Raw genomic sequence first — 24881 nt, 5'->3', positions numbered from 1 at the left:
AACACAGCACGTACGGGAGAGGCAATGCCGGGCGACGACGGCGGTACGACACAGGAGCGGATCGCCGAACTGGCGCGGCGCCGGGCCATTGTTGCCGAGCCCTACGACGCCGGAGCGGCCGAGCGCCAGCGCGCCAAGGGGAAGCTGACCGCCCGCGAACGGGTCGAAGCCCTGCTGGACCCGGGGTCCTTCGTCGAACTGGACGCGCTGGCCCGGCACCGCAGTCACAACTTCGGCATGGAGCGGGAGCGTCCGCTCGGCGACGGCGTGATCACCGGGTACGGCACCGTCGACGGCCGCCAAGTCTGCCTCTTCGCCCAGGACTTCACCGTCTTCGGCGGCTCCCTGGGCGAGGTGAACGGCGAGAAGATCGTCAAAGTGCTGGACTTCGCCATCCGCACCGGCACCCCCATCATCGGCATCAATGACTCCGGCGGCGCGCGCATCCAGGAGGGTGTGGTCTCGCTCGCCCTCTACGCAGAGCTGGTCAAGCGGCATGTGGAGGCGTCGGGAGTGGTTCCGCAGATCTCCCTTATGACCGGACCGTGCGCCGGAGGAGCCGTCTACGCCCCGGCGATCACCGACTTCGTGGTCATGGTCGACGGCATCTCCCACATGTTCGTGACCGGGCCCGAGGTGCTGCGTACGGTCACCGGTCAGGCCGTCGACCGCGAAGAACTGGGCGGCGCCCGCAACCACAACACCGTCTCCGGCAACGCCCATTATCTGGCGCTCGACGAGAAGGACGCGTTCGAGTACGTACGGCAGCTGCTGGGCTATCTGCCGTCGAACAACATGGAGGACCCGCCCGTCTACGCGGAGAGCGGGCAGAAGGACATCATCGGCGAGGCGGATCTGGCGCTGGACAGCCTCATCCCCGACGACCGCAATCAGCCGTACGACATGCTGCGCCTTGTGCACACCGTCCTCGACGACGGCGAACTGCTCGAGGTACAGCCGCTGTTCGCACGGAACATCATCTGCGGATTCGGACGTGTCGAGGGCCGCAGCGTGGGCGTCGTCGCCAACCAGCCCACCTTCATGGCGGGGGTGCTCGACATCGATGCCAGCGAAAAGGCGGCCCGCTTCATCCGTATGTGCGACGCCTTCCACATCCCGATCCTCACGTTCGTGGACGTCCCGGGCTTCATGCCCAGCCTCGAACAGGAGCAGGGCGGCATCATTCGCCGTGGCGCCAAGCTGATCTACGCATACGCGGAGGCGACCGTCCCCATGGTCACCGTGGTCACCAGGAAGGCCTACGGCGGCGGCTACGGCGTCATGGGCTCCAAGCATCTTGGCACCGACGTCAATCTTGCCTGGCCGACGGCCGAGATCGCGGTGATGGGCGGCGAGAGCGCGGTGAGCGTGCTGCACCGCCGTACGCTTGAGAAGTCCGCGAACCCGGAGGCCGATCGGGAGCGGCTGCGCGGCGAGTACGAGAAGGCTCTGTGCAATCCCTATGTGGCCGCCGAGCGAGGCTACGTCGATGTGGTGATCATGCCGCACGAGACCCGGCAGCAGGTGGCCAGTGCCTTGTGGGCGCTGCGCGACAAACGCGTCACCCGGCTGCCGCGCAAGCACGGGAACATCCCCCTGTGACCCGGTCCGCCGCCATCGACGTACAGGTGCTGCGAGGCCGTCCGACAGCCGAGGAGCTGGCGGCCGCTCTGGTGGCGCTTCGGGCTCTCGCCGCCCAAAGCGCCCAGCAGCACGAGGCGCCCGGCGAACTCGGCGGGCGGCGCCGGCGGCGGATGGACGGGCTGCGGCCCCAGCCGGGGCAGCGCGGTCCGGGAGCATGGCGCAAGAGCGGCTGGAGATGACCGCCATGCGGCAAGAACCATCAGGAGATGAAAGGAAGAGGATCGTCGTGCGCAAGGTGCTCATCGCCAACCGTGGCGAAATCGCTGTCCGCGTTGCCCGTGCTTGCCGGGACGCCCAGATCGCGAGCGTAGCCGTCTACGCCGATCCGGACCGGGATGCGCTGCATGTCCGCGCGGCCGACGAAGCGTTCGCCCTGGGCGGTGACACCCCGGCCACCAGCTATCTGGACATGGCCAAGGTGCTCCAGGCCGCAAAGGACTCCGGCGCGGACGCCATCCACCCCGGATACGGCTTCCTCTCGGAGAACGCCGACTTCGCCCAGGCCGTCCTGGACGCCGGTCTGACCTGGATCGGCCCGCCCCCGCAGGCCATCCGCGATCTGGGTGACAAGGTCGCCGCCCGCCACATCGCCCAGCGCGCCGGCGCCCCGCTGGTCGCGGGCACCCCCGACCCGGTCTCCGGTGCCGACGAGGTCGTCGCCTTCGCCGAGGAGCACGGCCTGCCCATCGCGATCAAGGCAGCATTCGGCGGCGGCGGCCGTGGTCTGAAGGTCGCCCGCACGCTGCAAGAGGTGCCGGAGCTGTACGACTCCGCGGTGCGCGAGGCCGTTGCCGCGTTCGGCCGCGGCGAGTGCTTCGTCGAGCGCTACCTCGACAAGCCCCGCCACGTGGAGACCCAGTGCCTGGCCGACTCCCACGGCAACGTCGTCGTCGTCTCCACCCGTGACTGCTCCCTGCAGCGCCGCCACCAGAAACTGGTGGAGGAGGCCCCGGCCCCCTTCCTGTCCCAGGCCCAGAACGACCAGCTGTACGCCGCCTCCAAAGCCATCCTCAAGGAAGCCGGCTACGTCGGCGCCGGCACCGTCGAGTTCCTCGTCGGAGTCGACGGCACGATCTCGTTCCTCGAGGTCAACACCCGCCTGCAGGTCGAGCACCCGGTCACCGAAGAGGTCACCGGCATCGACCTGGTCCGCGAGATGTTCCGCATCGCCGACGGCGAGGAACTCGGCTACGACGACCCCGCCATCCGCGGCCACTCCTTCGAATTCCGCATCAACGGCGAAGACCCCGGCCGGGGCTTCCTCCCCGCCCCCGGCACCGTCACCGCCTTCAACCCGCCCAGCGGCCCCGGCGTGCGCCTGGACGCGGGCGTGGAGTCCGGCAGCGTGATCGGCCCGGCCTGGGACTCGCTGCTCGCCAAGCTGATCGTCACCGGCGCCACCCGCCGGCAGGCGCTGCAGCGCGCCTCCCGCGCGCTGGCGGAGTTCCAGGTGGAGGGCATGGCCACCGCCATCCCCTTCCACCGCGCGGTCGTCACCGACCCCGCCTTCACCGCCGACCCGTTCACCGTCCACACCCGGTGGATCGAGACCGAGTTCGTCAACGAGATCAAGCCGTTCGCCGCGCCCACCGAGGCGGAGACCGAGGACGAGCCGGGCCGCGAGACCGTCATCGTCGAGGTCGGCGGCAAGCGCCTCGAGGTCTCCCTGCCCTCCTCGCTCGGCATGACGCTGGCCCGCACCGGCCTGGCCGCCGGCGCCAAGCCCAAGCGCCGCGCCGCCAAGAAGTCCGCCTCCGCGGCCTCCGGCGACACCCTCGCCTCCCCGATGCAGGGCACCATCGTCAAGGTCGCCGTCGAGGAAGGCCAGGAAGTCAACGAGGGCGACCTCGTCGTCGTCCTGGAAGCCATGAAAATGGAACAGCCCCTCAACGCACACCGCTCCGGCACCATCAAGGCACTGGCAGCAGAAGTCGGCGCCTCCATCTCCTCCGGCGCCACCATCTGCGAGATCAAGGAGTGAGAGCGGATCAGGCTGTTCGTGGAGCGGACCTGTTCAAGCAGCTGACGCCGGCCGTGGTGGCGGCCTGCGAGACCTTTCGCGACCAGCCGCTGTCGCTCTTTCCCGAGGAAGAGGCGATGGTTGCTCAATCGGTCGAGGAACGGCAGCGAGAATTCAGCACCGCCCGGTACTGCGCGCGGGAGGCCCTGGCACAGCTGGGGGTCAGGCCCGTGCCGATCCTGCCGGGGCCGCGCGGCGAGCCGCGCTGGCCCACGGGGATCGTGGGCAGCATGACGCACTGCGCCGGATACCGGGCCGCTGTGGTCGCCCCCGCCGATGATGTGCTGGCCCTCGGTATCGATGCCGAGCCCCACGGTCCCCTCCCCGACGGCGTCCTGGAAGCCGTATCGCTCCCGCGTGAACGCCGTCGGCTGACCGGGCTGGTCGCCGGATGGCCGGGCATCTGCTGGGACCGGCTTCTGTTCAGCGCCAAGGAGAGTGTGTACAAAGCGTGGTTTCCGCTGGCCCGCCGCCCGTTGGAGTTCGAGGACGCGGACATCACCCTCGACCCCCGCACCATGACCTTCCGTGCTGAACTTCTGCTGCCCGGGCCCGTGTCGGCCGGTGCGCCGATCACCGCATTCAGCGGGCGGTGGCTGGCCCGCGACGGCCTGGTGGCCACGGCGATCACGGTGCTGCGCGCCACTCGCCCGACGCCTGGCACGGTAAGGGGGCGTACCGTGCCAGGCGTGAGCGGCGGCTCGAGGGAGACGACGAGCCGCCGGCAGCGCCCCTACTCGGGGTTCTTGATGACCTCGATCATTCCGGCGATGGCCTCGTCGCCATGGCCGTCGGCCACCCGCTTCGCCAGGAACTCCCTGATCGGGACCATCAGGTCGGGCCGAATGCCCTGGGCCTTGCTGGCCTCGACCAGCTTCACCAGACCCACGGCGTTGAGGTCGGTGGTGGAGAAGGCCGTGCCGTACTGACCCGCGTCCACCATCTGGGCGGCGCCCTTGACGCTGGGCAGCACCACATTGGTGATCCAGGCCTCCGCGTACGGAGCGAGGGCGGCCGCCGGGACCTTCTCGCTGCCGACCAGGGCGTAGCCGTGCAGCGCGCTGGCCAGGGAGGACCAAAGGATGCCCAGCAGGGCCAGGTCGTAGAGCGCGGCGATGCCTGCGTCGGCGCCGAGGAAGACGCTGTTGCCGCCGAGCACCTTCAGCGTGGACTCGTGGGCCTCGAACGTGGACTGCGAGCCGCCGTAGAACAGCAGCGTCTGCGGCAGGCCGACCGTCGGCGGAACCGTCATGATGTAGCCGTCGAGGTATTCGGCGCCGATCTCGTCGGCCCACTTGGCCGCCTTGCGGGCGTCCTCGGGGACGCCGGAGGTGAGGTTGACGACGACCTTGCCGGACAACGAGTCCTTCACCGGGTCGAGGATCGTGTACAGGGCGTCGTAGTCGACGACGCAAACCACCAGGATGTCGCTGGCGGCCACGGCTGTGGCGACGTCGTCCGCGCGCACCGCGCCCTGTTCGACGAGTTCGTCCGCCTTGCCGGCCGAGCGGTTCCACACGGTCGTCCGGTGGCCCGCCTTGAGGTACGCACCGGCCAGTGCGGCCCCCATCATGCCCAGACCTAAAACTGATACGGGTGCATGATTTGCATCGGCCACCACAACCACGCTCCTTCTAGCATTTCACTGGGATTGCAGACTGGTGCACCTCGACAACAACCGTCACGGTGCCCCTTGTTATGTACGACCCCTGGAAAGCTATACCGACACCTGCGGCCACTCAAGTACTTACTGCAAAGTACGTGCCCGGGCGCGGCCGCACGGTAATCCACCACCAATCGAATGCGCCTTGGCCGCTGATTACCGGAGAATTACCGGGCATTGAGAGGGCGTCACAGGTCCCGCACGTAATGTCCGGCTCGTATGTCCGGGAGCAATTGCCCGGCCCGGCCGCGGTGTCCCGGCCGACGGCGCCCGAGCTCATGGAGCGAACGGTCTCGGCCATGAACCGGCCCCGGAACCGTCGCCGCCGCAACCTCGTTCTCGCGGGCCCAGGACCCTTGGGCCGACTCTCGGCGGTCCGGATCAGGCCGACGCCGGATCGCCACCTCCCCGGCCAACGACCCTGCGTTACCATGGAGTTACTCGTGCGGGCGGAGTTTCGCGCGAGCTACGGAGCGCCATACATGTCAGCTAGCGGGGTGGGAGCATGAGCGTCAGAGTCAGGCCGACACACTGCGGACTGGACGCCGCGGTCGAAGTCATCAGCGGCAAATGGAAGGTAGTCATCCTCTGGGCCCTCGCCCAGCAGGACCGGCGCTTCGGGGAGCTGAGGCGGCTCATTCCGGGTGTCAGTGAGAAGGTACTGTTCCAGCATCTGCGGGAGCTGGAGGCGGACGGCGTCGTCCACCGCGAGACATACGAGGCACCACCGATGCGCGTGGAGTACTCACTGACGCCTCGCGGCTTTGCACTCAATGAAGCTCTCAAGCCACTGGGCGCCTGGGGCCGTGAGTACCTGCCCGAGAAGGCGGAGCCGGTGCCCGAGGGCGTGTGACCCCGGGCCATCAATTCAGCACTGCCCTTTCCAGATACGGCGTCGCACTTGTGCGGCGCCGCACTCATTGGCGCGGCGGGTCACCACCGAAACTGACGTCGCACGAAGCCAGGCAGTATGCGGCGGTGCTGCGTGCCCACGGCTTCGGGCCGGGTGACCGTATCGCGCTGCTGCTCCCCAATACGCCGCACTTCCCCAAGATCTACTTCGGCGCGCTCGCCCTCGGTGCGGTGGTGGTGCCCGTGCACGCACTGCTGAAGGCGGAGGAGATCTCCTACGTCCTTACCGACTCCGAGGCGAAGGCGCTGGTGTGCGCCGGGCCCTTGCTGGACGAGGGCGCCAAGGGCGCGGAGTTGGCCGGGGTGCCGCTGCTCACGGTGATGGAGGAGGACGAGAACAGCGGCTGTCCCCGCATCGACGCGCTCGCCCGGGACAGCACACCCATCGACCGTCTGATGCCGCGCACGCCGGACGACATCGCGGTGGTCCTCTACACCTCGGGCACCACGGGCCGGCCCAAGGGGGCGATGCTCACCCATCTCAACATCGTGATGAACGTCAGCACCACCATGCTCTCCCCGTTCGACCTGAGGCCGGACGATGTCCTGCTCGGCGCTCTGCCGCTGTTCCACACCTTCGGCCAGATCTGCGGAATGGCCACGTGCTTCAGGGCCGGCGCGACGCTGGTCCTCATGGAGCGGTTCGACGGGCCGGGCGCGCTCGACCTCATGGTGCACAGCGTCTGCACGGTCTTCATGGGTGTTCCGACGATGTACATCGCACTGCTCGCGGCCGCGGCGCAGGCGCGGCACCGCCCACGCCTGGACCGCGCGTTCTCCGGCGGCTCGGCGCTGCCGGTGAAGGTGCTCGAGGACTTCGAGGAGACCTTCGGCTGCCGGATCTACGAGGGCTACGGCCTCACGGAGACCTCGCCGGTGGTGGCGTACAACCAGAAGGCCTGGCCGTGCAGGCCCGGCACGGTGGGGCGGCCGATCTGGGGCGTTGATGTGGAGATCGCCAGGGCCGAGGTGGAGGGCCGGATCGAACTGCTTCCCGTCGGTGAGCTGGGCGAGATCGTCATCCGCGGCCACAACGTGATGGCCGGGTACCTGGGCCGGCCCGAGGCCACCGCCGAGGTGATGGTCGACGGCTGGTTCCGCTCGGGCGATCTCGGTGTGAAGGACGCCGACGGCTATCTCTCCCTCGTCGACCGGAAGAAGGACATGGTGGTCCGCGGCGGTTACAACGTGTATCCGCGCGAGGTGGAGGAGGTGCTGATGCGCCACCCGGCGATCGCACAGGTCGCGGTCATCGGCGTTCCGCACGAGCTCCACGGCGAGGAGGTCTGCGCCGTCGTCTCCGTACGGCCGTGCGCCCAGCCCGGTGCGGCGCTGGCGGAAGAGATCGTGGCCTGGGCCAAGGGGAGACTCGCCGGGTACAAATATCCGCGTGTGGTGGAGTTCGTGGACGCCTTCCCGCTCGGTCCCAGCGGAAAAGTCCTAAAACGCGAGTTGGCTGCCCGGTTCAGTCGCTGACACGGCGAGCTCCGCTTGCTTCGACACCGCTGGCGCCGGAGTCTGAGTCCAAGGCCCAAGCTGCTCGTCGCACCAGGAGGTAGCCATGAGGATGCTCATCAATGTGCCCGAGACCGTTGTCGCCGACGCGCTCCGCGGTATGGCGGCCGCGCACCCCGAATTGAATGTGGACGTGGAGAACCGGGTGATCGTGCGAGGTGACGCGCCCGTCGCCGGGAAGGTGGGGCTCGTCTCCGGAGGCGGCTCGGGCCACGAGCCGCTGCACGGCGGATTCGTCGGGCCCGGGATGCTCTCAGCAGCCTGCCCGGGTGAAGTCTTCACCAGCCCCGTGCCCGATCAGATGGCGCGTGCAGCCGCCGCCGTCGACAGCGGCGAGGGCGTGCTGTTCATCGTCAAGAACTACACCGGCGACGTCCTCAACTTCGACATGGCCGCCGAGCTCGCCGAGGACGAGGGCGTACGCCTGGCAAAAGTGCTGGTCAATGACGATGTGGCGGTGATCGACAGCCTCTATACGGCGGGCCGGCGCGGCACCGGCGCGACCCTGTTCGTGGAGAAGATCGCCGGAGCGGCCGCGGAGGAGGGCGCGCCGCTGGAGCGGGTCGAGGCGATCGCCCGCCAGGTGAACGAGAACTCCCGGAGCTTCGGCGTCGCCCTGAGCGCCAGCACCACACCCGCCAAGGGCAGTCCTACCTTCGACCTTCCGTCGGGCGAGCTGGAACTGGGCATCGGCATTCACGGAGAGCCGGGCCGTGAGCGGCGCCCGATGATGACGTCGAGGGAGATCGCGGACTTCGCCGTCCATGCCGTGCTGGAGGATCTGACGCCTTCGGGCCCGGTGATCGCGCTCGTCAACGGCATGGGGGCGACCCCGCTGCTGGAGCTGTACGGCTTCAATGCCGAGGTGCAACGGGTACTGAGCGAGCGCGGAGTGGCCGTCGCCCGTACCCTCGTCGGGAACTACGTGACCTCGCTCGACATGGCGGGCTGCTCGGTGACCCTCTGCCAGGTCGACGAGGAGCTGCTGCGGTTGTGGGACGCGCCGGTGCAGACCCCCGGGCTCCGCTGGGGCCGCTGAATCGGGGCCGCAGACCTGGACCGACGACGCCACCGACTCACCTCCGGGAGCTCATGTGCTGGACGCCGACTTCTTCCGCCGCTGGCTGACGACAGCTGCGGCCCTGGTGGATCGTGAGGCCGACCATCTCACCGAGCTGGACTCGGCGATCGGCGACGCCGACCACGGCATCAATCTCCGGCGCGGGTTCACGGCGGTGACGGCGGTACTGGCCAAAGAGGCACCGCAGACACCCGGGGCCGTGCTGACCCTGGCGGGGCGGCAGTTGATCTCGACCGTGGGCGGCGCTTCCGGCCCGCTGTACGGGACGCTGCTGCGCCGTACGGGCAAGGCGCTGGGCGAGGACGCCGAGGTGACGCCCGGGCAGCTGGCCGATGCGCTGCGCACGGGTGTGGCGGCGGTGGCGCAGCTCGGCGGGGCCAAGGCCGGGGACAAGACGATGCTGGACGCGCTGGAACCGGCGGTCGAAGCCCTCGGCGACGACACGGGGTCGTTCGCGGCGGCGCGGGACGCGGCCGAGCAGGGCGCGCTGGCGACCGTGCCCCTGCAGGCCCGCAAGGGCAGGGCCAGCTACCTGGGCGAGCGCAGCATCGGGCACCAGGACCCCGGCGCGACCTCTTCCGCCCTGCTGATGTCGGCGCTGGCGGAGGTGGCGGCATGAACGACGCCAAGCAGGTCGGCATCGTGCTGGTCTCGCACAGCAAGGAGGTGGCAGCGGCGGTCGTCGAGCTCGCGAAGGCTCTCGCGGGCGGCACGACCGTGCCCATCGCCCCGGCGGGCGGCACGGCGGACGGCCGCTTCGGCACCAGCTCGGAGCTGGTTGCGGCTGCCGCGGCCTCGGTCGACAGAGGGGCGGGAATCGCCGTCCTCGTCGATCTGGGCAGCGCCGTGCTGACAGTGAAGTCGCTGCTGGCCGAGGGCGACGAACTCCCGGACGGGACCCGCTTGGTGGACGCGCCGTTGGTGGAGGGGGCGGTGGCCGCGGTGGTGACCGCGTCGGCGGGCGGCGACCTGGACGCGGTGCAGGCCGCCGCCTCGGAGGCGTACGACTACCGAAAGGTGTGATGCGCCGTTCCCACGCGGGGCTCCGTTCCCACGCCGGGCGCCGTTCCCACGCGGCAGCCGTTCCGCACGCGGCGCTAGACGCGCCGTACGACGTGCAGCAGGTACTCCTTCCGGCTGAGCGGATTGTGGTCAGTCCGCGGACGGGTCGGGATCGTGTCCTGGACCGGCTGGTAGTGGTCGAAGGCGCATTCCAGCACTCCCTCACCACTGGTCAGCGTCGGCAGCTGCTGCTCGAGATCGTGCACCCGGGCCGCCGGGATGTCGCCCTCGAGCAGATACGACGAACCCCGCATCACGGGTGCTTGCGGCACGGCGCGCAGCCGTGCCAGTACGGGCAGCACCGCCCCGAAGGTGTCCGCGGGGATGTCGAGCAGAAACCGGTGCATCGGCTCGTACACCCTGGTGCCGGCCTGCCGCAGCGCATCCATCAGCACCAGCGGCGTCAGGTTGCGGAAGTCCCCGGCGGTGCTCGACATGCTCTTGTCGAAGACGGCGTGCGCGTGGCTCTGCCGCGGCCAGTAGCCGGAGCGGGTCAGGGTAACGGTGCAGTCGGGGACCTGCCAGCCGTGGATCCCTTGCCGCAGCGTCTGCCGCACGGTCTCCTCGACCGCCTTGATGAATGCGAACGGCAGTGAGCCGAGTTCGATCCCCAGCCGGAATTCCACGCCGGTGTTGATCGGCGCCGGCTCGACGCGCAGTCCTACCGTGGCGAGAAACGGATTGGGATCCTTGTCGATGATCTCGACGGCGGCACCGGTGCCGACCAGCCGTTCGATGCAGATGGTCGTGGTCTCGCGGAAGGTGACGTCAACGCCGAATTCGTTCGCCAGCGTCGCCTGAATGACTTCCTTCTGCACCTCGCCGTAGAGCGAGACGGCGACTTCCTGCCGGATTTCGTCCTGCCGCAGATTGATCAGCGGGTCCTGTTCGGCCAGCTGGGTGAGGGCTGCGTACAGCGCGCCTCTGTCGGCTCGGCGGCACGGAACGACGACTGTTTCCAGCGTCGGCGGTGCGAAGTGCGCGCGCTGTGCGGCAGACGCCCGTGGTGTGCCGATCACATCGCCGATCCGGATGCCGGCGAGGCCCCAGAGCCTGCCGATCCGCCCCCCGGTGAGCGACGCACGCCGGACGGCCGAGCCACGGTCGAAGACGCTGACCGCGGTGACCTTCCCCTCGTCGTCCTCGCCGAACCGGAGCAGGTCCCGGGTCCGTACCGTCCCCGAGAACATCCGGGCGTACGCGATCTTCTCCCCGGCCGGACCACGTTCGACCTTGAAGACCGTGCCCGAGACGGGGCCGTCGGCATCACCCTCGACGGCGGGCAGCAGCTCCCTGATGCCTGCCATCAGCGAGTCCACGCCCGCGCCCGTGATGGCCGAGCCGAAGAACACCGGATGCACCAGTGCCTGATGGGTCTTCGCCGCAAGCTCGGCGCGGAGCCGGCCGTACGAGAGAGCCTTCTCGTCCTCGACGAACGCGGCCATGAACGCGTCGTCGTGGTCGGCGAGCAGGTCGACCAGCCGGGAAGCGAAGTCACCGTCACCGGCGGCATACGGGGTGAAGCACGCGCCCCGGGAGCCCAGGCCCTCGGCCGACCCCATCGGGACCACCGCCGGGGTGAGTTTCTCGGCGATGCTCCGCAGCACGCGTTCGTACTGCGCACCGCGGCGGTCGATCTTGTTCACAAAGACGAGGGTGGGGATGCGCAGCCGCTGGAGCGTCCGCATCAGCACGCGGGTCTGCGGCTGGACGCCCTCGACGGCGGAGATGACCAGCACGGCGCCGTCGAGCACACTCAGCACCCGTTCCACCTCGGCGATGAAATCCGGGTGGCCGGGAGTGTCGATCAGATTGACCGTCATGTCATCGATGGCGAACGACACGACTGCGGACTTGATGGTGATGCCGCGCTGTCGCTCCAGCGCCATGGAATCGGTCTGGGTACTGCCGTCGTCGACGCTGCCGATCTCGTCGATGACTCCGGCGGCGTAGAGCAGCCGCTCGGTCAGGCTCGTCTTACCGGCGTCGATGTGCGCCAGAATCCCAAGGTTCAACGTGTGCACGAAGCGTCATGTCCTTTAGGCAGATGGAAATTACCTTCTGGGTGGACATGAACGTCGCCAGCATGTGCGTCTCCGTGGTCGGTCGGCTGATGCGTGGAGTACAGCAGGCGGCGCTGCGGCGGACAACCGAATTACGGGGCGGCTCGTGCCTCTGGGCCCACCTGAGTGACACGGTCACTCGTTCGGCGTTGCGTGCGCGACGGCCGCATGCGGCGCCCCATCCCCCCTCCTAGCGTCGGAACTCATCGAGGGGTACCTATTCTCTTTCGCGGAACATCTCCGCAGCTGCCCTTCGGGAACACGGAGAATTGACCATGCGTGCGATATGTGTCGCATCCCTTGCACTCGGCACCGCCGCGCTGGCCTTCGGCGCGTCGGCCGCCCTCGCCGACGACGGGAACAACACCACTTCGTTCGGCGTCACCGTCAGCCCGAGCTCCGATGGGGGCTCCGACGCCGCGGCCGACCCAAGTACCGGTGCGGGCTCCGACCCCGCAGCCGAAGTGGAGGCCGGGACCGGCACCGCCGCAGGGGCCGGCCCGAGCACCAGTGGTGACTCCGACACAGAGGCCGGCCTGGGGTCCGACGCCGGATCCGGCTTGATGAAACCCGACGCAGGGGTAAGTCCGGGGACCGGTACGGGCTACGACGCGGAAGCAGGCATGGGCACCGGTACGGGCTACGACGCCGGGTCCGGCATGGGCACCGGTACGAGCTCCGATGCCGGGGCCGGTCTGGGGTCCGACACCGGGTCCGGTCTGGGGTCCAGCGCAGGGCACGGCATGAGGAAGCCCGGCGGGGGCGTCAAGGGCGGCGCCGGCGGCAGCTTCGCCGAGCTCAGCCCCACGCAGCTCGGCGTCGGCTCCACCCTCATCGCCGGCGCGCTCGGCGGCGGCTTCCTGCTGCTGCGCCGCCGGGCCGGGAGCGACGCCTGACGGTGCAACAGCGGCTGCGCCGCGCCGGGCCCCGGGCGGTCCGGCGCGGCGCAGCACCATGACAGGGAGCGCAAGGGAAGGTCTATGCCCACGTCCGACAGGCGCGGTGCCTGGTTCACGCTCGCCTGTGTGCTGCTGCTCGGAGTGTTCTTCGTACGCAACGGCACTCCCGAGGCAACCGGCGGCCCGCCCCAGCCCGGCTCCGCCGTCACGAGTCACCACCCGGCCGCCGCCCCGCTGCCGCCCGCGCCGCAGCCGCTCCCCCATTCCCCGCCGCGGCGGATCGCCATCCCGTCCGCCACGGTGGACGCTCCGCTGATCGAGGTCGGCCTCGACGCCGACGGCTGGGTCGAGGCGCCGCCGCTCGCTTACAGCAATCTCGCCGGCTGGTTCAAGGGCGCGGTCAGCCCCGGCGAACGGGGCACGTCCGTCGTCGTCGGCCATGTCGACAACAAGGCGGGACCCGCCGTGTTCTACTCGCTCGGCGCGCTGGAGCGTGGCGCTCGCATCGAGATCCTGCGCGCCGACGGCCGCACGGCGGTGTTCGCCGTCTACGGCATCGAGGTGCTCGCCAAGAAGGACTTCCCGGCAGCCCGCGTCTATCAGGACACTCCGGTCCCCGAGCTGCGGGTCATCACTTGCGGCGGCGGCTTTTCGAAGAAGACCGGATATGACGGGAACGTGGTCGCGTTCGCCCGGTTGGTCGAGGTACGCGGGCCTTGAGCGACGACGGAGTGCAGGCGGCCTGTCGGTCGCGTGTACGTGATTGCTGGGGGCGGACGCGCAGAAGCCAGACGGACTGCCTGAGGATCTCGGCCTGAGGACTGGGCCCTGTCCGGCCGACCCCGAGAGTTCATGCACGCGCAACCCCCTCGCGCGACAGCATGCCTGCTCACGGAGTACATTGGTCTACACCACTTGTTGCCTTCAGAGACAGGGATCTTCGTGGAAGTTGTCATCGTTCCGGACTCCGCCGCCGGTGGCGAGCTCATCGCCGAGACACTGGCCGACCTGCTACGACGCAAGCCCGACGCCCTGCTGGGCGTTGCCACGGGATCGACCCCGCTGCCTGTCTACGAAGCGCTCGCAGCCAAGGTCCGCGCCCTTGAGGTCGACGCATCCCACGCCCGTATATGCCAGCTCGACGAGTACGTCGGGCTGCCCTTCGGCCACCCCGAGTCCTACCGCTCGGTCGTCCTGCGCGAGGTAGTCGAACCTCTCGGCCTGGCCGAGGTGTCCTTCATGGGCCCCGACGGCACGGCCGAGGACGTCGAGTCCGCCTGTCTCGCCTACGACCGTGCGCTGGCCGAGGCCGGCGGCGTCGACCTCCAGCTGCTCGGCATCGGCACCGACGGGCACATCGGCTTCAACGAGCCGTGCTCGTCGCTCGCCTCCCGCACCCGGATCAAGACCCTGACCGAGCAGACCCGCAAGGACAACGCCCGGTTCTTCAACGGGCTCGACGAGGTCCCGCACCATGTGATCACACAGGGCATCGGCACCATCCTGGAGGCCCGCCACCTGGTCCTGCTGGCCACCGGCGAGGCGAAGGCCGACGCCGTGGCGCTCGCCGTCGAAGGCCCACTGTCCGCGCTGGTGCCCGCGTCCGCCCTGCAGCTCCACCCCCACGCGACGGTCGTGGTCGACGAGGCCGCGGCCTCCCGCCTCAAACTCGCCGACTACTTCCGGGCCACCTACGCCGCCAAGCCCGATTGGCAGGGCATCTAGGTCACGTCCGTTCGATCAGGCCGGATCCGGCCGGATCAGCCCGGCAAGATCGGCCGGACAAGGACCCAGGGGGTGTCGCGACAGTCCCGGCCGCGAACGGGAATGTCCCGGTCGAGACATAGTTTGCGCCGAACGGCTCATATCTGCCCACGAGTTGATACGGTGCGCTGGCTCAGCACTTGACGCGCATTCAACTAACTAGTGCGCGGGCGTGCAGCCCCCGGGGGATTGCCATGATCGACGACATAGATGACGGCACAGACGACATACATCTGGTCAGAGCGAGTCTGGAGCGCGTCCGACGGCGGGCCGGTCATGTGGTCCGGTACTTCTACGCCCATCTGTTCAGGCACAATCCGCAGCTGCGCGCGCTCTTCCCCTCCGCGATGGACGACCAGTACGAGCGGCTGTTCACCGCCCTCGTCCATGTCGTGCACAATCTCGACCACCCCGGGCTCCCCGCCCATCTGGACCGGCTGGGCCGAGACCACCGCAAGTTCGGCATAGCGGACGCGGACTACGCGGCGGTGGGCGAAAGCCTTGTCGCCGCGCTGCGCTTCCACAGCCCGAACTCCTGGGACGAGCGGACCGAGGCGGCCTGGCTGCGGGTCTACCGGAGCGCCGCCGAGGCCATGACCGGCGGCGCCCACCGGTCCCTCGCCGCGCACGAACCCGCGTCCTGGGATGCCACCGTCGTCTCGCACCGGCTGCACGGCGATCACACCGCGGTCGTCCGAGCCGCCGTCTCCGCCCCGTACCCGTGGCTCCCCGGCCAGTACGCCACGATCGAGCACCCCGAGCTTCCGGGTGTGTGGCGGCCCTACTCGCTTGCGGGCCGGGCCGACGGGGACAGTGTGCTGGAGTTCCATGTCGGCCGCGTCGACGAGGGGCTGCTCAGCAATGTGCTCTGCGACCACACGGTGCCCGGCCAGATACTGCGGCTCGGCCCTGCCTCGGGTTCCGCGCTCGCACCGCCGCCCGGCACCCCGGCGGTCACGCTGATCGCCGCCGGCACGGGCTGGGCTCCGGTCAAGTCGGTCCTCGACGAGTTACTCGCCCGCAGGCCCGCGCCCCGCATCCGTATCGACGTCGTGGCCCGCGGCGAGGCGCACTTCTACGACGGCGCCTCCCTCGACGACATCCTGCTGGCCCACCCGTATCTGAGCGCCTACTGGTGGTACCAGGAGCGGGGCGAGGGACGGATGCGGGCCGCGGAACGTCTGCACACCCATCTGAGCGGGCGCCGGGACTGGCCCGACGAAAGCGTCTATCTCTGCGGTCCCGCGAAGTTCGTGCAGGAGACGGCCGAGCTCCTCCACGACCGCGGACTGCCGCCCGGCTCGCTGATCCGCGATCCGCTGCCCGCCTCCGTCGCACAGCGCGGACATGTCTCCCACGCCGAGGCGTTCCTCGACCCCCACCCGGTGAACTGGATCGACCCGGACGCCCGTACCCGACCGCTCGACGCGCAGGCGCCCTCGCCGCAGAGCACGGCCGGCCGGTTCTGAGAGTCCGCCACCGCAGGGTTCCTCGCCCGGACGCAGCAGCGGCACCACCGGGGAGAGGGGTGCCGCTGCCGACCCGGGGTGGGGGCGGGCCGGTTCAGGAGGCGAGCCAGAGCGCCGGAGTGTTCGGCGGCTCCCACGTGACGATCGAGGTGTGGGCCTGACGGCAGGTGTAGGTGACGCCGTTGTAGAGCACCATCTGGCCCACCGTGTAGGCGACGCCCGGAGACCAGGTGGTGGTGCCCGGCGGATCGGGGTCACCGGGGCCGGGGTCCCCACCGCCCGGGCAGGCGCCGAAGACTTCCATCTCCCAGAGGGAATGGCCGTACACGGTCCCCCGCGCCAGGCCGTTCATCCGCACATAGCGCGCGGTCCCGTTGACGGCCAGGTCGTCGATTCCGCCGTCGCCGAATCTGTCGACCGGAGTGCTCCAGCTCGAACCGTTGGTGGACAGCTGGATCTGGTAGTGCGAGGAGTACGCCGTCTCCCAGTTCAGCCGGACCCGTGTCAGGGGCTGCGCGGAGCCGAGGTCCACCTGCAGCCAGCCCGTGTCCACATGCGCGCTCGACCAACGGGTGCCGGTGTTCCCGTCCACGGCGTACTGCGGGCCGAGGCTCGCGTTCTCGATGCTGGACGTGGTGGCCGGCTTGTTCTTGGAGAGCAGCGGGCCGCAGGTGGGCGGAGCGGGATCGCCGGGGTCGCTGCCGCCGCCGGTCCTGGACAGCACCCGCACATAGTCGACGACCAGGGTGCCGCCGGAGGCGGTGGAGCCGGTGGGTCCGCCGCCCGTCTTGGCCGGGAACTCACCGCCGATGGCGAGGTTGAGGATCATGTAGAAGCCGTGATTGAAGGCGGCGGCCCAGGTGCCGGAAGAGATCTGGGACTGGTTGACCGCGTGGAACTGCCGCCCGTCGAGGTACCAGCGGATCTCGTTGGGGGACCTGCTCTTGTCCCACTCGACCCGGTAGGTGTGCATGCCGGTCTGCAGACTGGGGCTTCCGCCGGGCGTGTTGGCGCTCCGGCCGTCCTTCTCGTTGCACTCGCCGCCGGGGCTGGTGCCGCAGTGCATCGTGCCCCATTCGGTGTTGAGGCCCTGCACGTTCTCCATGATGTCCATCTCGCCGACGCTGGGCCAGTTCCAGAGATTGCCGCGGTACGGCTGGCCGAGCACCCAGAAGGCAGGCCAGTAGCCGACGGCTGCGCCTGCGGTGACATTGGGCAGTTGCATGCGGCCCTCGAAGGCGAGGACTCCGCCGGCCGGGGCCTGGAAGTCGTCGCGGGCGGTTTCGATACGGCCCGAGGTCCAGTTGCCCGCGCCGTCGCGCAGTGCTCTGATGTTCAGATTGCCGCCGGACTGAAAGACGTTCGCCGTGCTGGTGGTGTTGTCCTCGACCTCCCCGGTGCCCCAGTTGGCGGGGCCGCCGGGGATCTGGTGGCCGGTGCGGTAGATCCAGTTGCCGCCGAGGCCGCCCGACCCGGTGAAGTCGTCGAGGAACACTTCGGTCCAGCCCGCGGGCGGCGGCGGGGCAACGGCATGCGTTCCCGTTGCGCCGGCCATCGACGCGGCGAGCAGCGCGAGAACACCGGTGAGCGCGGCCGGAATTCTGGCGCGTAAACGGCTTATGGGTGGTGACGGAGGAGCTTTGCGGGCATGCGGGAATAACCTCATGGCTGCCTCGTCAGGTCGGAATCCGGGATCGTCGGCCGGGGGTTTCGAGAGCGCCCTGAGAGCGCTCTCAATCGAGCTAGGGACGTGATACCGCTGCACCGCAAGCGTGTCAACGGGTCGCGTCGTCCGCTGCCAATCACCGTCCGCCGTCAATCCCTGGGAGGCTTCTGCTGCGCCGAATGCCCGCAGGAAAGAGTTTCGGCTTTCACCCGGGAAGAAATGGGTGTATGCCGGAAACATACGGTGCATGCGTACGCGCTCCGGCGACAGGCTGCCCGTGGCCGACAGCGAAAGGGCGTCTCATGCAAACAGCCCCCGGCCCCCCTCCTCCACAGTCCTCCGCGGTGGGCGAGAAGGGGCTCAAAGGCAGCGCACTGGGCCTTGTCTCCTCCGTGGCCATCGGCCTGGCCTCCACAGCCCCCGCATACAGCCTGGCTGCCACGCTCGGCTTCATCGTCCTCGCCGTCGGGCTCCAGTCACCGGTCGTGGTGATCCTGGGATTCGTCCCAATGCTCTTCATCGCCTACGCCTACAAGGCGATGAACGCCGTGGACCCCGACTGCGGCACCACCTTCACCTGGTCCGCGCGGGCCTTCGGACCGCGCACGGCATGGATGGGTGGCTGGGGCATCATCATCGCCGACATCATCGTGATGGCAAACCTGGCACAGATCGCGGGCCAGTACGGATTCCAGTTGGTCGGAGCAGACGGGCTTGCCGACAGCCGCGGCTGGACGGCGCTCGCGGGCGTGATCTGGATCGCCGTGATGACGGCCATCTGCTACATCGGCATCGAGATCTCCGCCTTCCTGCAGAAGTGGCTGCTCAGCATCGAGCTCGTCCTGCTCGCGATCCTGTCCATCATGGCGCTGGTGAAGGTGTACGGCGACAACCCGCATCCGGAATCCCTGCACGTGAGCGCCGCCTGGTTCAACCCCTTCGAGATCGGCTCCGCCAGCGCCCTGACCCAGGGCGTCCTCCTGGCCGTCTTCATCTACTGGGGCTGGGACACCGCGGTGAGCGTCAACGAGGAGACCGCCGACCGCGAGCGCACCCCCGGCCGCGCCGCAGTCATCTCCACCGTCCTGCTGCTCCTCATCTACCTCCTGGTGACCACCTCGGCCCAGGCCTTCGCCGGTATCGGCGAGAAGGGCATCGGCCTGGCCAACCCGGACAATTCCGGCGACGTCCTGGGCAGCTTCGGAGACGAAGTGTTCGGCACGGAAGGATTCGGCGGCTTCCTGTCGAAACTGCTGGTCCTGATGGTGCTCACCTCCGCGGCGGCCTCCACGCAGACGACGATCCTGCCGACAGCCCGCACCAGCTTCTCGATGGCCACGCACAAGGCGCTCCCCGCCGTCTTCGCCCGCGTCCACCCACGCTTCCTGACACCGACCTGGTCGACGGTTGCCATGGGACTGGCATCGATTGCCTTCTACGCCGGACTGACGGCCATCAGCGGCAATGTCCTGGAGGACTCCATCGCGTCGGTCGGTCTGGGCATCGCGTTCTACTACGGACTGACCGGCTTCGCCTGCGTGTGGTACTTCCGCAAGGTCCTCACCCGCAGTGCAGCCGACTTCTGGCTGAAGGGCGTACTCCCGGCTCTCGGCGGCCTGATGCTGCTGTACTTCTTCTGCTACGCGGCCTTCAGCGTCTACGCCGATCCCGAATACGGCAGCACGGTCATCGACCTGCCATGGATCGGCGACACCGGCGGCGTGTCCGTCATCGGCATCGGCGCCCTGGCGATCGGAGCCATCCTGATGCTCATCCAGCGGGCGGTGCAGGGCTCTTGGTTCCGCCACCCCGACGTACCCGTCGAAGCCGCCTCCGCCACCCCCGCCGCCTCCAAGTCCCCGCCCCAGTAGGCCGTTTCCTTCCGGTTCCCGGCATTTCCTGCCGGTTCCTTGCGGTGACCCGCCCCCGGTTCGACGGCCGAACAGAGCTCCCATATTTCACCAATGGGACACAAGGCGGCGCGCCGGGGCGAGTTGCATTCGGCTTGTTTCTCACCCCGGATCGAATCAACCTGTGAAGTGATTGTGAATTCCTCTTCATATTCAGCCTGCGATATCTCTCTCACCACGCCAAATCGCCCTTGATCGCCTGCACAGCCAATGATCGGCGGATGACTCAATCGGTCTCTTGACCCACCGTTGAGACTCGAACCAGACTCTCCAGAGGCACTCATGCATCAGGAGCCACAAGCACAGGCACATGCCGATGGCCCTGCGAGACCGATATCGCACGGGGTGTGTGACGGGGGAATGCATTGAACAGCGCGTATGCATACTGCACGCATGCGCGCGGGTCCTTCAGCTCCCCTCCTCATCTCTTGGTGCGCGAAGGGAATGGAGGGGGAATGCCGACGCACATGGGCTATCCCGGCGTTTACATCGAAGAACTTCCCAGCAGCAGCCGTACCATCGCCTCCGTCACCACCTCGGTGACCGCGTTCGTGGGGCACACCCGCCGGGGTCCGCTCAACCAACCCGTGCGGATCACCAGCTTCGCCGACTTCGAGCGCCGCTTCGGCGGACTCACCTCGCAGAGCGCTGTCAGCTACGCCGTGCACCAGTTCTTCGGCAACGGCGGCACGGTCGCGGTGATCGTGCGCGTGGCCAAGGCCGGCACCGGCGAGGAAGCGTGCGTCACGCTCAACTCCACCGAGGGGCACAGCGAGTGCCCGGTGCTCGAGGTGCACGCCAAGGAGCCCGGCGTATGGGGCTCGGGCCTTCGGGTGGCCGTCGACCACGACACCCCGACCCCGGACAAGACGTTCAACCTGCACATCCTCGACGCGCGCGGCGGCGCCCGGGAGTCCTTCACCTGTCTTTCGATGCACTCCGGTCACGGCCGCTTCGTGGAGACCGTCGTGGGCGCCGGCTCCTCGCTCGTGCGGGTCAAGGCGCTCGACGAGGACCGGCCCGACCCCTCCGGCACGGTCTCCAAGCCCTTCGCGGCCGAACTGCCCGACCTGAACGTCGAGTTGAAGGTCAAGATCGGCGACGTGGAGCGGGAGTTCACGCTCTACGAGCCCGACCACGACGGCGAGCCGCCGGCAAATGTCACCGAACTCGCCCTGCTGCTGGAGCGCAAGCTGCGCGCGCTGCCCGACGCCCCCGGCAAGCACGCCTTCGCCGGAGCCGAGGTCACCGCCTTCGGCCGCCGTCTCCAGGTCGTCGCCGGGTCCGTGGACCCCGAGGACGTGGTGCGCTTCATCGGCGAGTGCGCCAACGACCTGGGTCTCGAGGCCTCGGTCAACCCGCCCGTCTTTCCGCTCCAGGGCGGCAAGGACGGCGACCCGCCCGGACCGCGCGACCTCATCGGCAGCGAGGCGCGCAAGACCGGCGTCCAGGCGCTGCGCGACGTGGACGACGTCAACCTGCTGTCCCTGCCCGAGCTTTCGGCGTACGAGTCCGCCGAGGACATGGTCACCGTGCTCTCCGCGGCCGAGCAGCTCTGCCGCGAGCGGCGGATCTTCCTGCTCGTCGACTCGCCGTCGACCTGGGGCAGCGTGGACGCGGCGCGTGCCGGAATCGGCGCGTTCGAGCCCGTACGCAGCAACCACGCGGGCCTGTACTTCCCGCATCTGCAGCTCACCGACCCGCTGACCGGGCGGCTTCGTTCCTTCCCGCCCTCGGGCGCCATCGCCGGCGTCATCGCCCGGACCGACGGCGAGCGCGGCGTGTGGAAGGCGCCCGCCGGCACCGAGGCACGGCTGGCCGGTGTGCGCTCGCTGACGGTCAAGCTCACCGACCGGGAGAACGGGCTGCTCAATCCGCTGGGCATCAACTGCCTGCGCACTTTCCCGGTGGTGGGACCGCTGGTGTGGGGCGCCCGCACGCTCGAAGGCGCGGACGCGCTCGACAGCGAGTGGAAGTACGTGCCGGTGCGCCGTCTCGCGCTGCATGTCGAGGAGAGCCTGTACCGCGGACTGCAATGGGTCGTCTTCGAGCCCAACACCGAGCAGCTGTGGCAGCAGATCCGGCTGAAGGCATCGGCCTACCTCAACGACCTCTTCCGGCAGGGCGCGTTCAAGGGCGGCACGCCGCGCGAGGCGTACTTCGTCAAGTGCGACAAGGACACCACCACCGACGCCGACATCGACGCCGGAGTGGTCAATGTCGTGATCGGCATCGCGCCGGTCAAGCCGGCGGAGTTCGTGATCGTCAAGATCCAGCAGCTGGCCGGACAGTTCGACCTCTCGTAACCAAGGAAAAGGAACACGAAGGAAACCGATGGCTGAGTTCCAGATAAACGCCCATCGCTTCGACCCCTACAAGAATTTCAAGTTCCTGGTCCTCTGGGACGGTCGAACGGTCGCGGGCATCAGCAAGATCAGTCCTCTCAAGCGCACCACCGAGGTGGTCAAGCACCGCAACGGCGGCGACCCGAGCTCACCACGCAAATCGCCGGGCCGCTCCGAGTTCGAGGGCGTCACGCTCGAACGCGGCGTCACCCACGACCCGGAGTTCGACCGCTGGGCCAACAAGGTCTGGCAGGTCGGCGCGGGCCTTGGCGCGGAGGTGTCACTGCGGGACTTCCGCAAGGACATCATCATCCAGGTCCTCAACGAGGCCGGGCAGGTGGCCGTCTCGCACAAGCTGTACCGGGCCTGGGTGAGCGAGTACCAGGTGCTCGGCGAGCTGGACGCCAACGCCAACGCCGTGGCCATCCAGAGCGTCAAGCTCGAATGCGAGGGCTGGGAGCGGGACTACGAGGTGGAGGAGCCCGTCGAGCCCTCCTTCACCCATCCCGCCTGAGCGCTCTCTGTACACCGGAGGAATGAGGGATGACGCCGACGGGGCCGGCCGAGCTGCTCGCGACCTGGGAGGCCGGGCTTGCGCAGCACGACTCGGGAAGGTCGCTGCTGCTGCACCGGGCGGCCCGCCCGGGAGCCGGCGCCGACGAGCTGCTGTCGATGCCCGTCGGCGAACGGGAGTCGGATCTGTTCGCGCTGCGCCGGGCGCTGTTCGGCGAGCGGATGCAGGTGCGCTTCGAGTGCGCGTCGTGCGGCGAGGCCATGGAGTTCGACCTCGATGCGACGCAGCTGGGCGCCGGGGAGCGGACGCCGGACCGGCCGCTGCGGGTGGAAGAGGGCGAGTGGGCGATCGAGTTCCGGCTGCCCACCGTCGCCGACCTCGCGGCGGCCGGCGCGGTGCGGGATCCGGCCGAGGCCCGTCGGCTGCTGGTGGCGCGCTGCACGGTCTCGGCCGTACGGGGCGGGGAGTCAGTCGCCCCCGAGCAACTGGCCGCTCTCCTGCCGGAGCGGGTGGAGCAGCGGCTCGCCGAGGCGGCAGCGCAAGCCGACCCGGCGGCCGATGTGACACTCGACGTCGGCTGTCCCGAATGCGGTGAGAGCACTCCGGCGGAGCTCGACATCACCTCCTATCTGTGGACCGAACTGGACACCTGGGCACGGGACTTGATGCTCGACGTCCATCTGCTCGCCACCGCCTACGGGTGGAGCGAGCCGGAAATTCTGGCGCTCAGCCCGCTGCGGCGTCGTTACTACCTGGAGCTGTGCGCAGATGCCTGACTACTTCGACCGGTTGCTCGCCCGGTACACGCCGGTGCCGGCGACCGGCGGTGGCGCGGTACGGGTGCGGCCGCGGCTGCCCGGCCCGTTCGAGCGCGTCGAGGCGCTGCGGAGCGGACCGCCGGAGCCGGGCGAACCGGCGGCGCTGATCCCGTCCGCGCCCCAGCCTGCCTTCGGACCGGCCGAGTTGGTACGGCACGAGCGCGAGGTCCGGACGGATCGCGAGACCGTCGTACGGACCGAGGCGGCGGCCGCGGCGGGTGAGCCCGAGGGGCGGGCGGCGCAGGCAGCGCCTGTTCCGGGCCCACTGCTGCGGCCGGCCCCGCCTGCCGGTGTGAGGCCGCGTCCGGCTGCCCCCGACGTTCCGCACCCGGCACGGCGGGGTGCTGCGTCCGCGGTTCCCGATGCGCCACGGACACTGCCCCGTGTCGCGGCGCGGGCCACCGGCCCCGCTCCCCGGGCGGCCGCCGCCCCGGCCGGGCCGCGCAGCGCGGATGCGGCCGCCGCACGAGGGGCGGCGCTGAGCGGAGTGGGCCGACGCGCGCCGCGGCCCGCCGAGCGTGTCGTACACGTACAGATCGGCCGACTCGAGGTGAGCGCGGCACCGCCGCCCGGTGCGGACCGCGCCGACAGTGCCCGCACTGATGCCGGCCGGCGCGCGCCCGCACTGACGCTGGACGACTATCTGTCGCGCGGCGAGAAGAGGGACTGACGTCATGAGCAACGCACTCGCCATCGCGACGGTCACCCAGGCCCTCGCTCTGCTGATCGAAAGCAACCTGAGCCCCGAGATGGACATCGCGGTCAGGGTGGAGACCCGTAAGCCACCGGCCGAGCCGCCGACCGAGCCGACCATCAACGTCTTTCTGTACCAGGTGACCCCGAACGCCTCGATGCGCCATACCGATCTGCCGACGCGGGCCTCGGACGGAACGCTGCTCAAGCGCCCGGCGGCGCCGCTCGATCTGCACTATCTGATCAGCGCGTACGGGGAGGAGGCAGAGCTGGTCGGGCAGCGGCTGATCGGGTGCGTCGTGCGAACGCTGCACGAAATCCCGGTGCTGCCGGAGGAGTTGATCGAGCTTGCGGCGCAGCGGCCGTATCTGGCGGGGAGCGATCTGGCCGCCTCGCCGCAGAAGGTGCGCTTCACGCCGACGGTGATGGACATCGACGAGACGTCCAAGCTCTGGGGGATGCTCCACCAGACCCCGTACACCCTGTCGGTGGCGTACCAGGCGGCGCTGGTCCTGATCGAGGGCCGCGAGAAGCCGGTCCCGGCGAAGCCCGTGGAGCGGCGGACGGTGAAGGTGCTGCCGTTCGGGGCACCGGGCGCGCCTGTGCCGCCGGGGGGTGGGTCACCGGTGTCCGAACCCGAGCCGCCGACCGAGCCGGAGCCTGCGCCTGACGCGGAGCCCAAGGCCGCTGTGCCTGTGCGGAAACGGGCCGCGGCGAAGGCCACCAAGGCTGCGGTGAAGCCCGTCGCGAAACGGGCCGCCCCCGCTCGTGCCCGTAAAGGCACTGAAGCGGGCGCAGACGACAAGGAGAGCTGAGACACGGTGCACGACACGGGGGCGGGTG

General features: G+C 69.3%; 20 protein-coding genes and 2 pseudogenes. 19 read left to right on the top strand and 3 right to left on the bottom strand.

What is annotated here, in order from left to right; translation table 11 throughout:
* The first annotated feature begins 24 nt into the window (after window positions 1-24).
* From OG729_RS35810 to OG729_RS35795, 4 genes and pseudogenes are all read left to right on the top strand, one after another.
* Entirely contained in the window at window positions 25-1602 is a 1578-nt protein-coding gene (locus OG729_RS35810; RefSeq protein ID WP_405811397.1) for an acyl-CoA carboxylase subunit beta, read from the top strand.
* The gene (locus tag OG729_RS35805) at window positions 1599-1823 is read left to right on the top strand and encodes an acyl-CoA carboxylase epsilon subunit (RefSeq protein WP_360884498.1); all 225 of its coding nucleotides are present in this window, start codon (window positions 1599-1601) and stop codon (window positions 1821-1823) included. The genes OG729_RS35810 and OG729_RS35805 overlap by 4 nt, the downstream gene beginning before the upstream one ends.
* A gap of 47 nt (window positions 1824-1870) precedes the next feature.
* Entirely contained in the window at window positions 1871-3625 is a 1755-nt protein-coding gene (locus tag OG729_RS35800) for an acetyl/propionyl/methylcrotonyl-CoA carboxylase subunit alpha (RefSeq protein WP_405810131.1), read from the top strand.
* A 116-nt stretch (window positions 3626-3741) separates the two neighbouring features.
* Window positions 3742-4167 (top strand): annotated as a pseudogene (locus tag OG729_RS35795) (4'-phosphopantetheinyl transferase); the annotation flags it as partial.
* A 230-nt stretch (window positions 4168-4397) separates the two neighbouring features.
* On the opposite strand, the gene OG729_RS35790 reads toward OG729_RS35795, so the two are convergent.
* Entirely contained in the window at window positions 4398-5282 is an 885-nt protein-coding gene (locus tag OG729_RS35790; protein ID WP_405811395.1) for an NAD(P)-dependent oxidoreductase, read from the bottom strand.
* 550 nt (window positions 5283-5832) lie between these two features.
* On the opposite strand from OG729_RS35790, the gene OG729_RS35785 reads away from it, so the two are divergent.
* From OG729_RS35785 to dhaM, 5 genes and pseudogenes are all read left to right on the top strand, one after another.
* On the top strand, window positions 5833-6180 hold the full coding sequence (locus OG729_RS35785) for a helix-turn-helix domain-containing protein (RefSeq protein WP_360885040.1): 348 nt from the start codon (window positions 5833-5835) through the stop codon (window positions 6178-6180).
* 107 nt (window positions 6181-6287) lie between these two features.
* A pseudogene (locus OG729_RS35780) lies at window positions 6288-7715 on the top strand (long-chain-fatty-acid--CoA ligase); the annotation flags it as partial.
* Window positions 7716-7800: 85 nt separating this feature from the next.
* Window positions 7801-8793, top strand: coding sequence for a dihydroxyacetone kinase subunit DhaK (gene dhaK / locus OG729_RS35775; protein ID WP_360885028.1), 993 nt, complete (start codon window positions 7801-7803; stop codon window positions 8791-8793).
* 55 nt (window positions 8794-8848) lie between these two features.
* Complete coding sequence (gene dhaL / locus OG729_RS35770) at window positions 8849-9454, top strand: dihydroxyacetone kinase subunit DhaL (RefSeq protein ID WP_360885025.1); 606 nt, start codon at window positions 8849-8851, stop codon at window positions 9452-9454.
* Complete coding sequence (gene dhaM / locus OG729_RS35765) at window positions 9451-9858, top strand: dihydroxyacetone kinase phosphoryl donor subunit DhaM (protein ID WP_405810129.1); 408 nt, start codon at window positions 9451-9453, stop codon at window positions 9856-9858. The genes dhaL and dhaM overlap by 4 nt, the downstream gene beginning before the upstream one ends.
* Before the next feature lie 74 nt (window positions 9859-9932).
* Here dhaM and OG729_RS35760 read toward each other — a convergent pair whose 3' ends face one another.
* Window positions 9933-11921, bottom strand: coding sequence for a GTP-binding protein (locus tag OG729_RS35760; protein ID WP_405810127.1), 1989 nt, complete (start codon window positions 11919-11921; stop codon window positions 9933-9935).
* Window positions 11922-12235: 314 nt separating this feature from the next.
* Between OG729_RS35760 and OG729_RS35755 the strand changes: the two genes are divergently transcribed.
* The 4 genes from OG729_RS35755 to OG729_RS35740 all read left to right on the top strand — a co-directional run bounded on the left by OG729_RS35755 (window position 12236) and on the right by OG729_RS35740 (window position 16092).
* Window positions 12236-12856 carry a hypothetical protein gene (locus tag OG729_RS35755; protein ID WP_360885017.1) on the top strand — a complete coding sequence of 207 codons (621 nt, stop codon included), beginning with the start codon at window positions 12236-12238 and terminating at the stop codon, window positions 12854-12856.
* An 84-nt stretch (window positions 12857-12940) separates the two neighbouring features.
* A complete protein-coding gene (locus OG729_RS35750) occupies window positions 12941-13579 on the top strand; it encodes a class F sortase (RefSeq protein WP_360885014.1) in 639 nt (212 codons plus the stop codon).
* A gap of 222 nt (window positions 13580-13801) precedes the next feature.
* Window positions 13802-14584: a glucosamine-6-phosphate deaminase gene (locus OG729_RS35745; protein WP_405810126.1), complete on the top strand. Its 783-nt coding sequence runs from the start codon at window positions 13802-13804 to the stop codon at window positions 14582-14584.
* A 233-nt stretch (window positions 14585-14817) separates the two neighbouring features.
* Window positions 14818-16092, top strand: a complete 1275-nt coding sequence (locus tag OG729_RS35740; protein WP_405810124.1) for a globin domain-containing protein — start codon at window positions 14818-14820, stop codon at window positions 16090-16092.
* Window positions 16093-16186: 94 nt separating this feature from the next.
* On the opposite strand, the gene OG729_RS35735 is transcribed toward OG729_RS35740, so the two are convergent.
* Entirely contained in the window at window positions 16187-17647 is a 1461-nt protein-coding gene (locus OG729_RS35735; protein WP_405810123.1) for a discoidin domain-containing protein, read from the bottom strand.
* 455 nt (window positions 17648-18102) lie between these two features.
* On the opposite strand from OG729_RS35735, the gene OG729_RS35730 reads away from it, so the two are divergent.
* From OG729_RS35730 to OG729_RS35705, 6 genes are all read left to right on the top strand, one after another.
* Window positions 18103-19629 (top strand): APC family permease, encoded by a 1527-nt coding sequence (locus tag OG729_RS35730; protein ID WP_405810122.1) that lies wholly within the window; start codon window positions 18103-18105, stop codon window positions 19627-19629.
* Between the two features lie 494 nt (window positions 19630-20123).
* Window positions 20124-21974 carry a phage tail sheath family protein gene (locus OG729_RS35725; RefSeq protein ID WP_405810120.1) on the top strand — a complete coding sequence of 617 codons (1851 nt, stop codon included), beginning with the start codon at window positions 20124-20126 and terminating at the stop codon, window positions 21972-21974.
* 28 nt (window positions 21975-22002) lie between these two features.
* A complete protein-coding gene (locus tag OG729_RS35720) occupies window positions 22003-22527 on the top strand; it encodes a phage tail protein (RefSeq protein ID WP_360877968.1) in 525 nt (174 codons plus the stop codon).
* A gap of 29 nt (window positions 22528-22556) precedes the next feature.
* The gene (locus OG729_RS35715; protein ID WP_360877965.1) at window positions 22557-23303 is read left to right on the top strand and encodes a hypothetical protein; all 747 of its coding nucleotides are present in this window, start codon (window positions 22557-22559) and stop codon (window positions 23301-23303) included.
* Window positions 23296-24015 (top strand): hypothetical protein, encoded by a 720-nt coding sequence (locus OG729_RS35710; RefSeq protein WP_405810118.1) that lies wholly within the window; start codon window positions 23296-23298, stop codon window positions 24013-24015. The genes OG729_RS35715 and OG729_RS35710 overlap by 8 nt, the downstream gene beginning before the upstream one ends.
* Before the next feature lie 4 nt (window positions 24016-24019).
* The gene (locus OG729_RS35705) at window positions 24020-24853 is read left to right on the top strand and encodes a DUF4255 domain-containing protein (RefSeq protein ID WP_405810116.1); all 834 of its coding nucleotides are present in this window, start codon (window positions 24020-24022) and stop codon (window positions 24851-24853) included.
* Window positions 24854-24881 lie beyond the last annotated feature (28 nt).

The sequence above is a fragment of the Streptomyces sp. NBC_00210 genome, from assembly GCF_045160975.1.
In the GTDB taxonomy this organism is placed as follows: domain Bacteria; phylum Actinomycetota; class Actinomycetes; order Streptomycetales; family Streptomycetaceae; genus Streptomyces.
This window is presented reverse-complemented; position numbering and strand designations above follow the sequence as displayed.

What these genes read in the sequence shown, in the direction of transcription:
- OG729_RS35715 (WP_360877965.1), top strand. Translation starts at nt 22,557, where the DNA reads ATGACGCCGACGGGGCCGGCCGAGCTGCTCGCGACCTGGGAGGCCGGG.
- OG729_RS35810 (WP_405811397.1), top strand. Translation starts at nt 25, where the DNA reads ATGCCGGGCGACGACGGCGGTACGACACAGGAGCGGATCGCCGAACTG.
- OG729_RS35720 (WP_360877968.1), top strand. Translation starts at nt 22,003, where the DNA reads ATGGCTGAGTTCCAGATAAACGCCCATCGCTTCGACCCCTACAAGAAT.
- OG729_RS35740 (WP_405810124.1), top strand. Translation starts at nt 14,818, where the DNA reads ATGATCGACGACATAGATGACGGCACAGACGACATACATCTGGTCAGA.
- OG729_RS35785 (WP_360885040.1), top strand. Translation starts at nt 5,833, where the DNA reads ATGAGCGTCAGAGTCAGGCCGACACACTGCGGACTGGACGCCGCGGTC.
- OG729_RS35725 (WP_405810120.1), top strand. Translation starts at nt 20,124, where the DNA reads ATGCCGACGCACATGGGCTATCCCGGCGTTTACATCGAAGAACTTCCC.
- OG729_RS35755 (WP_360885017.1), top strand. Translation starts at nt 12,236, where the DNA reads ATGCGTGCGATATGTGTCGCATCCCTTGCACTCGGCACCGCCGCGCTG.
- OG729_RS35710 (WP_405810118.1), top strand. Translation starts at nt 23,296, where the DNA reads ATGCCTGACTACTTCGACCGGTTGCTCGCCCGGTACACGCCGGTGCCG.
- OG729_RS35735 (WP_405810123.1), bottom strand. Translation starts at nt 17,647, where the DNA reads ATGGCCGGCGCAACGGGAACGCATGCCGTTGCCCCGCCGCCGCCCGCG.
- dhaK (WP_360885028.1), top strand. Translation starts at nt 7,801, where the DNA reads ATGAGGATGCTCATCAATGTGCCCGAGACCGTTGTCGCCGACGCGCTC.
- OG729_RS35705 (WP_405810116.1), top strand. Translation starts at nt 24,020, where the DNA reads ATGAGCAACGCACTCGCCATCGCGACGGTCACCCAGGCCCTCGCTCTG.
- dhaM (WP_405810129.1), top strand. Translation starts at nt 9,451, where the DNA reads ATGAACGACGCCAAGCAGGTCGGCATCGTGCTGGTCTCGCACAGCAAG.
- OG729_RS35750 (WP_360885014.1), top strand. Translation starts at nt 12,941, where the DNA reads ATGCCCACGTCCGACAGGCGCGGTGCCTGGTTCACGCTCGCCTGTGTG.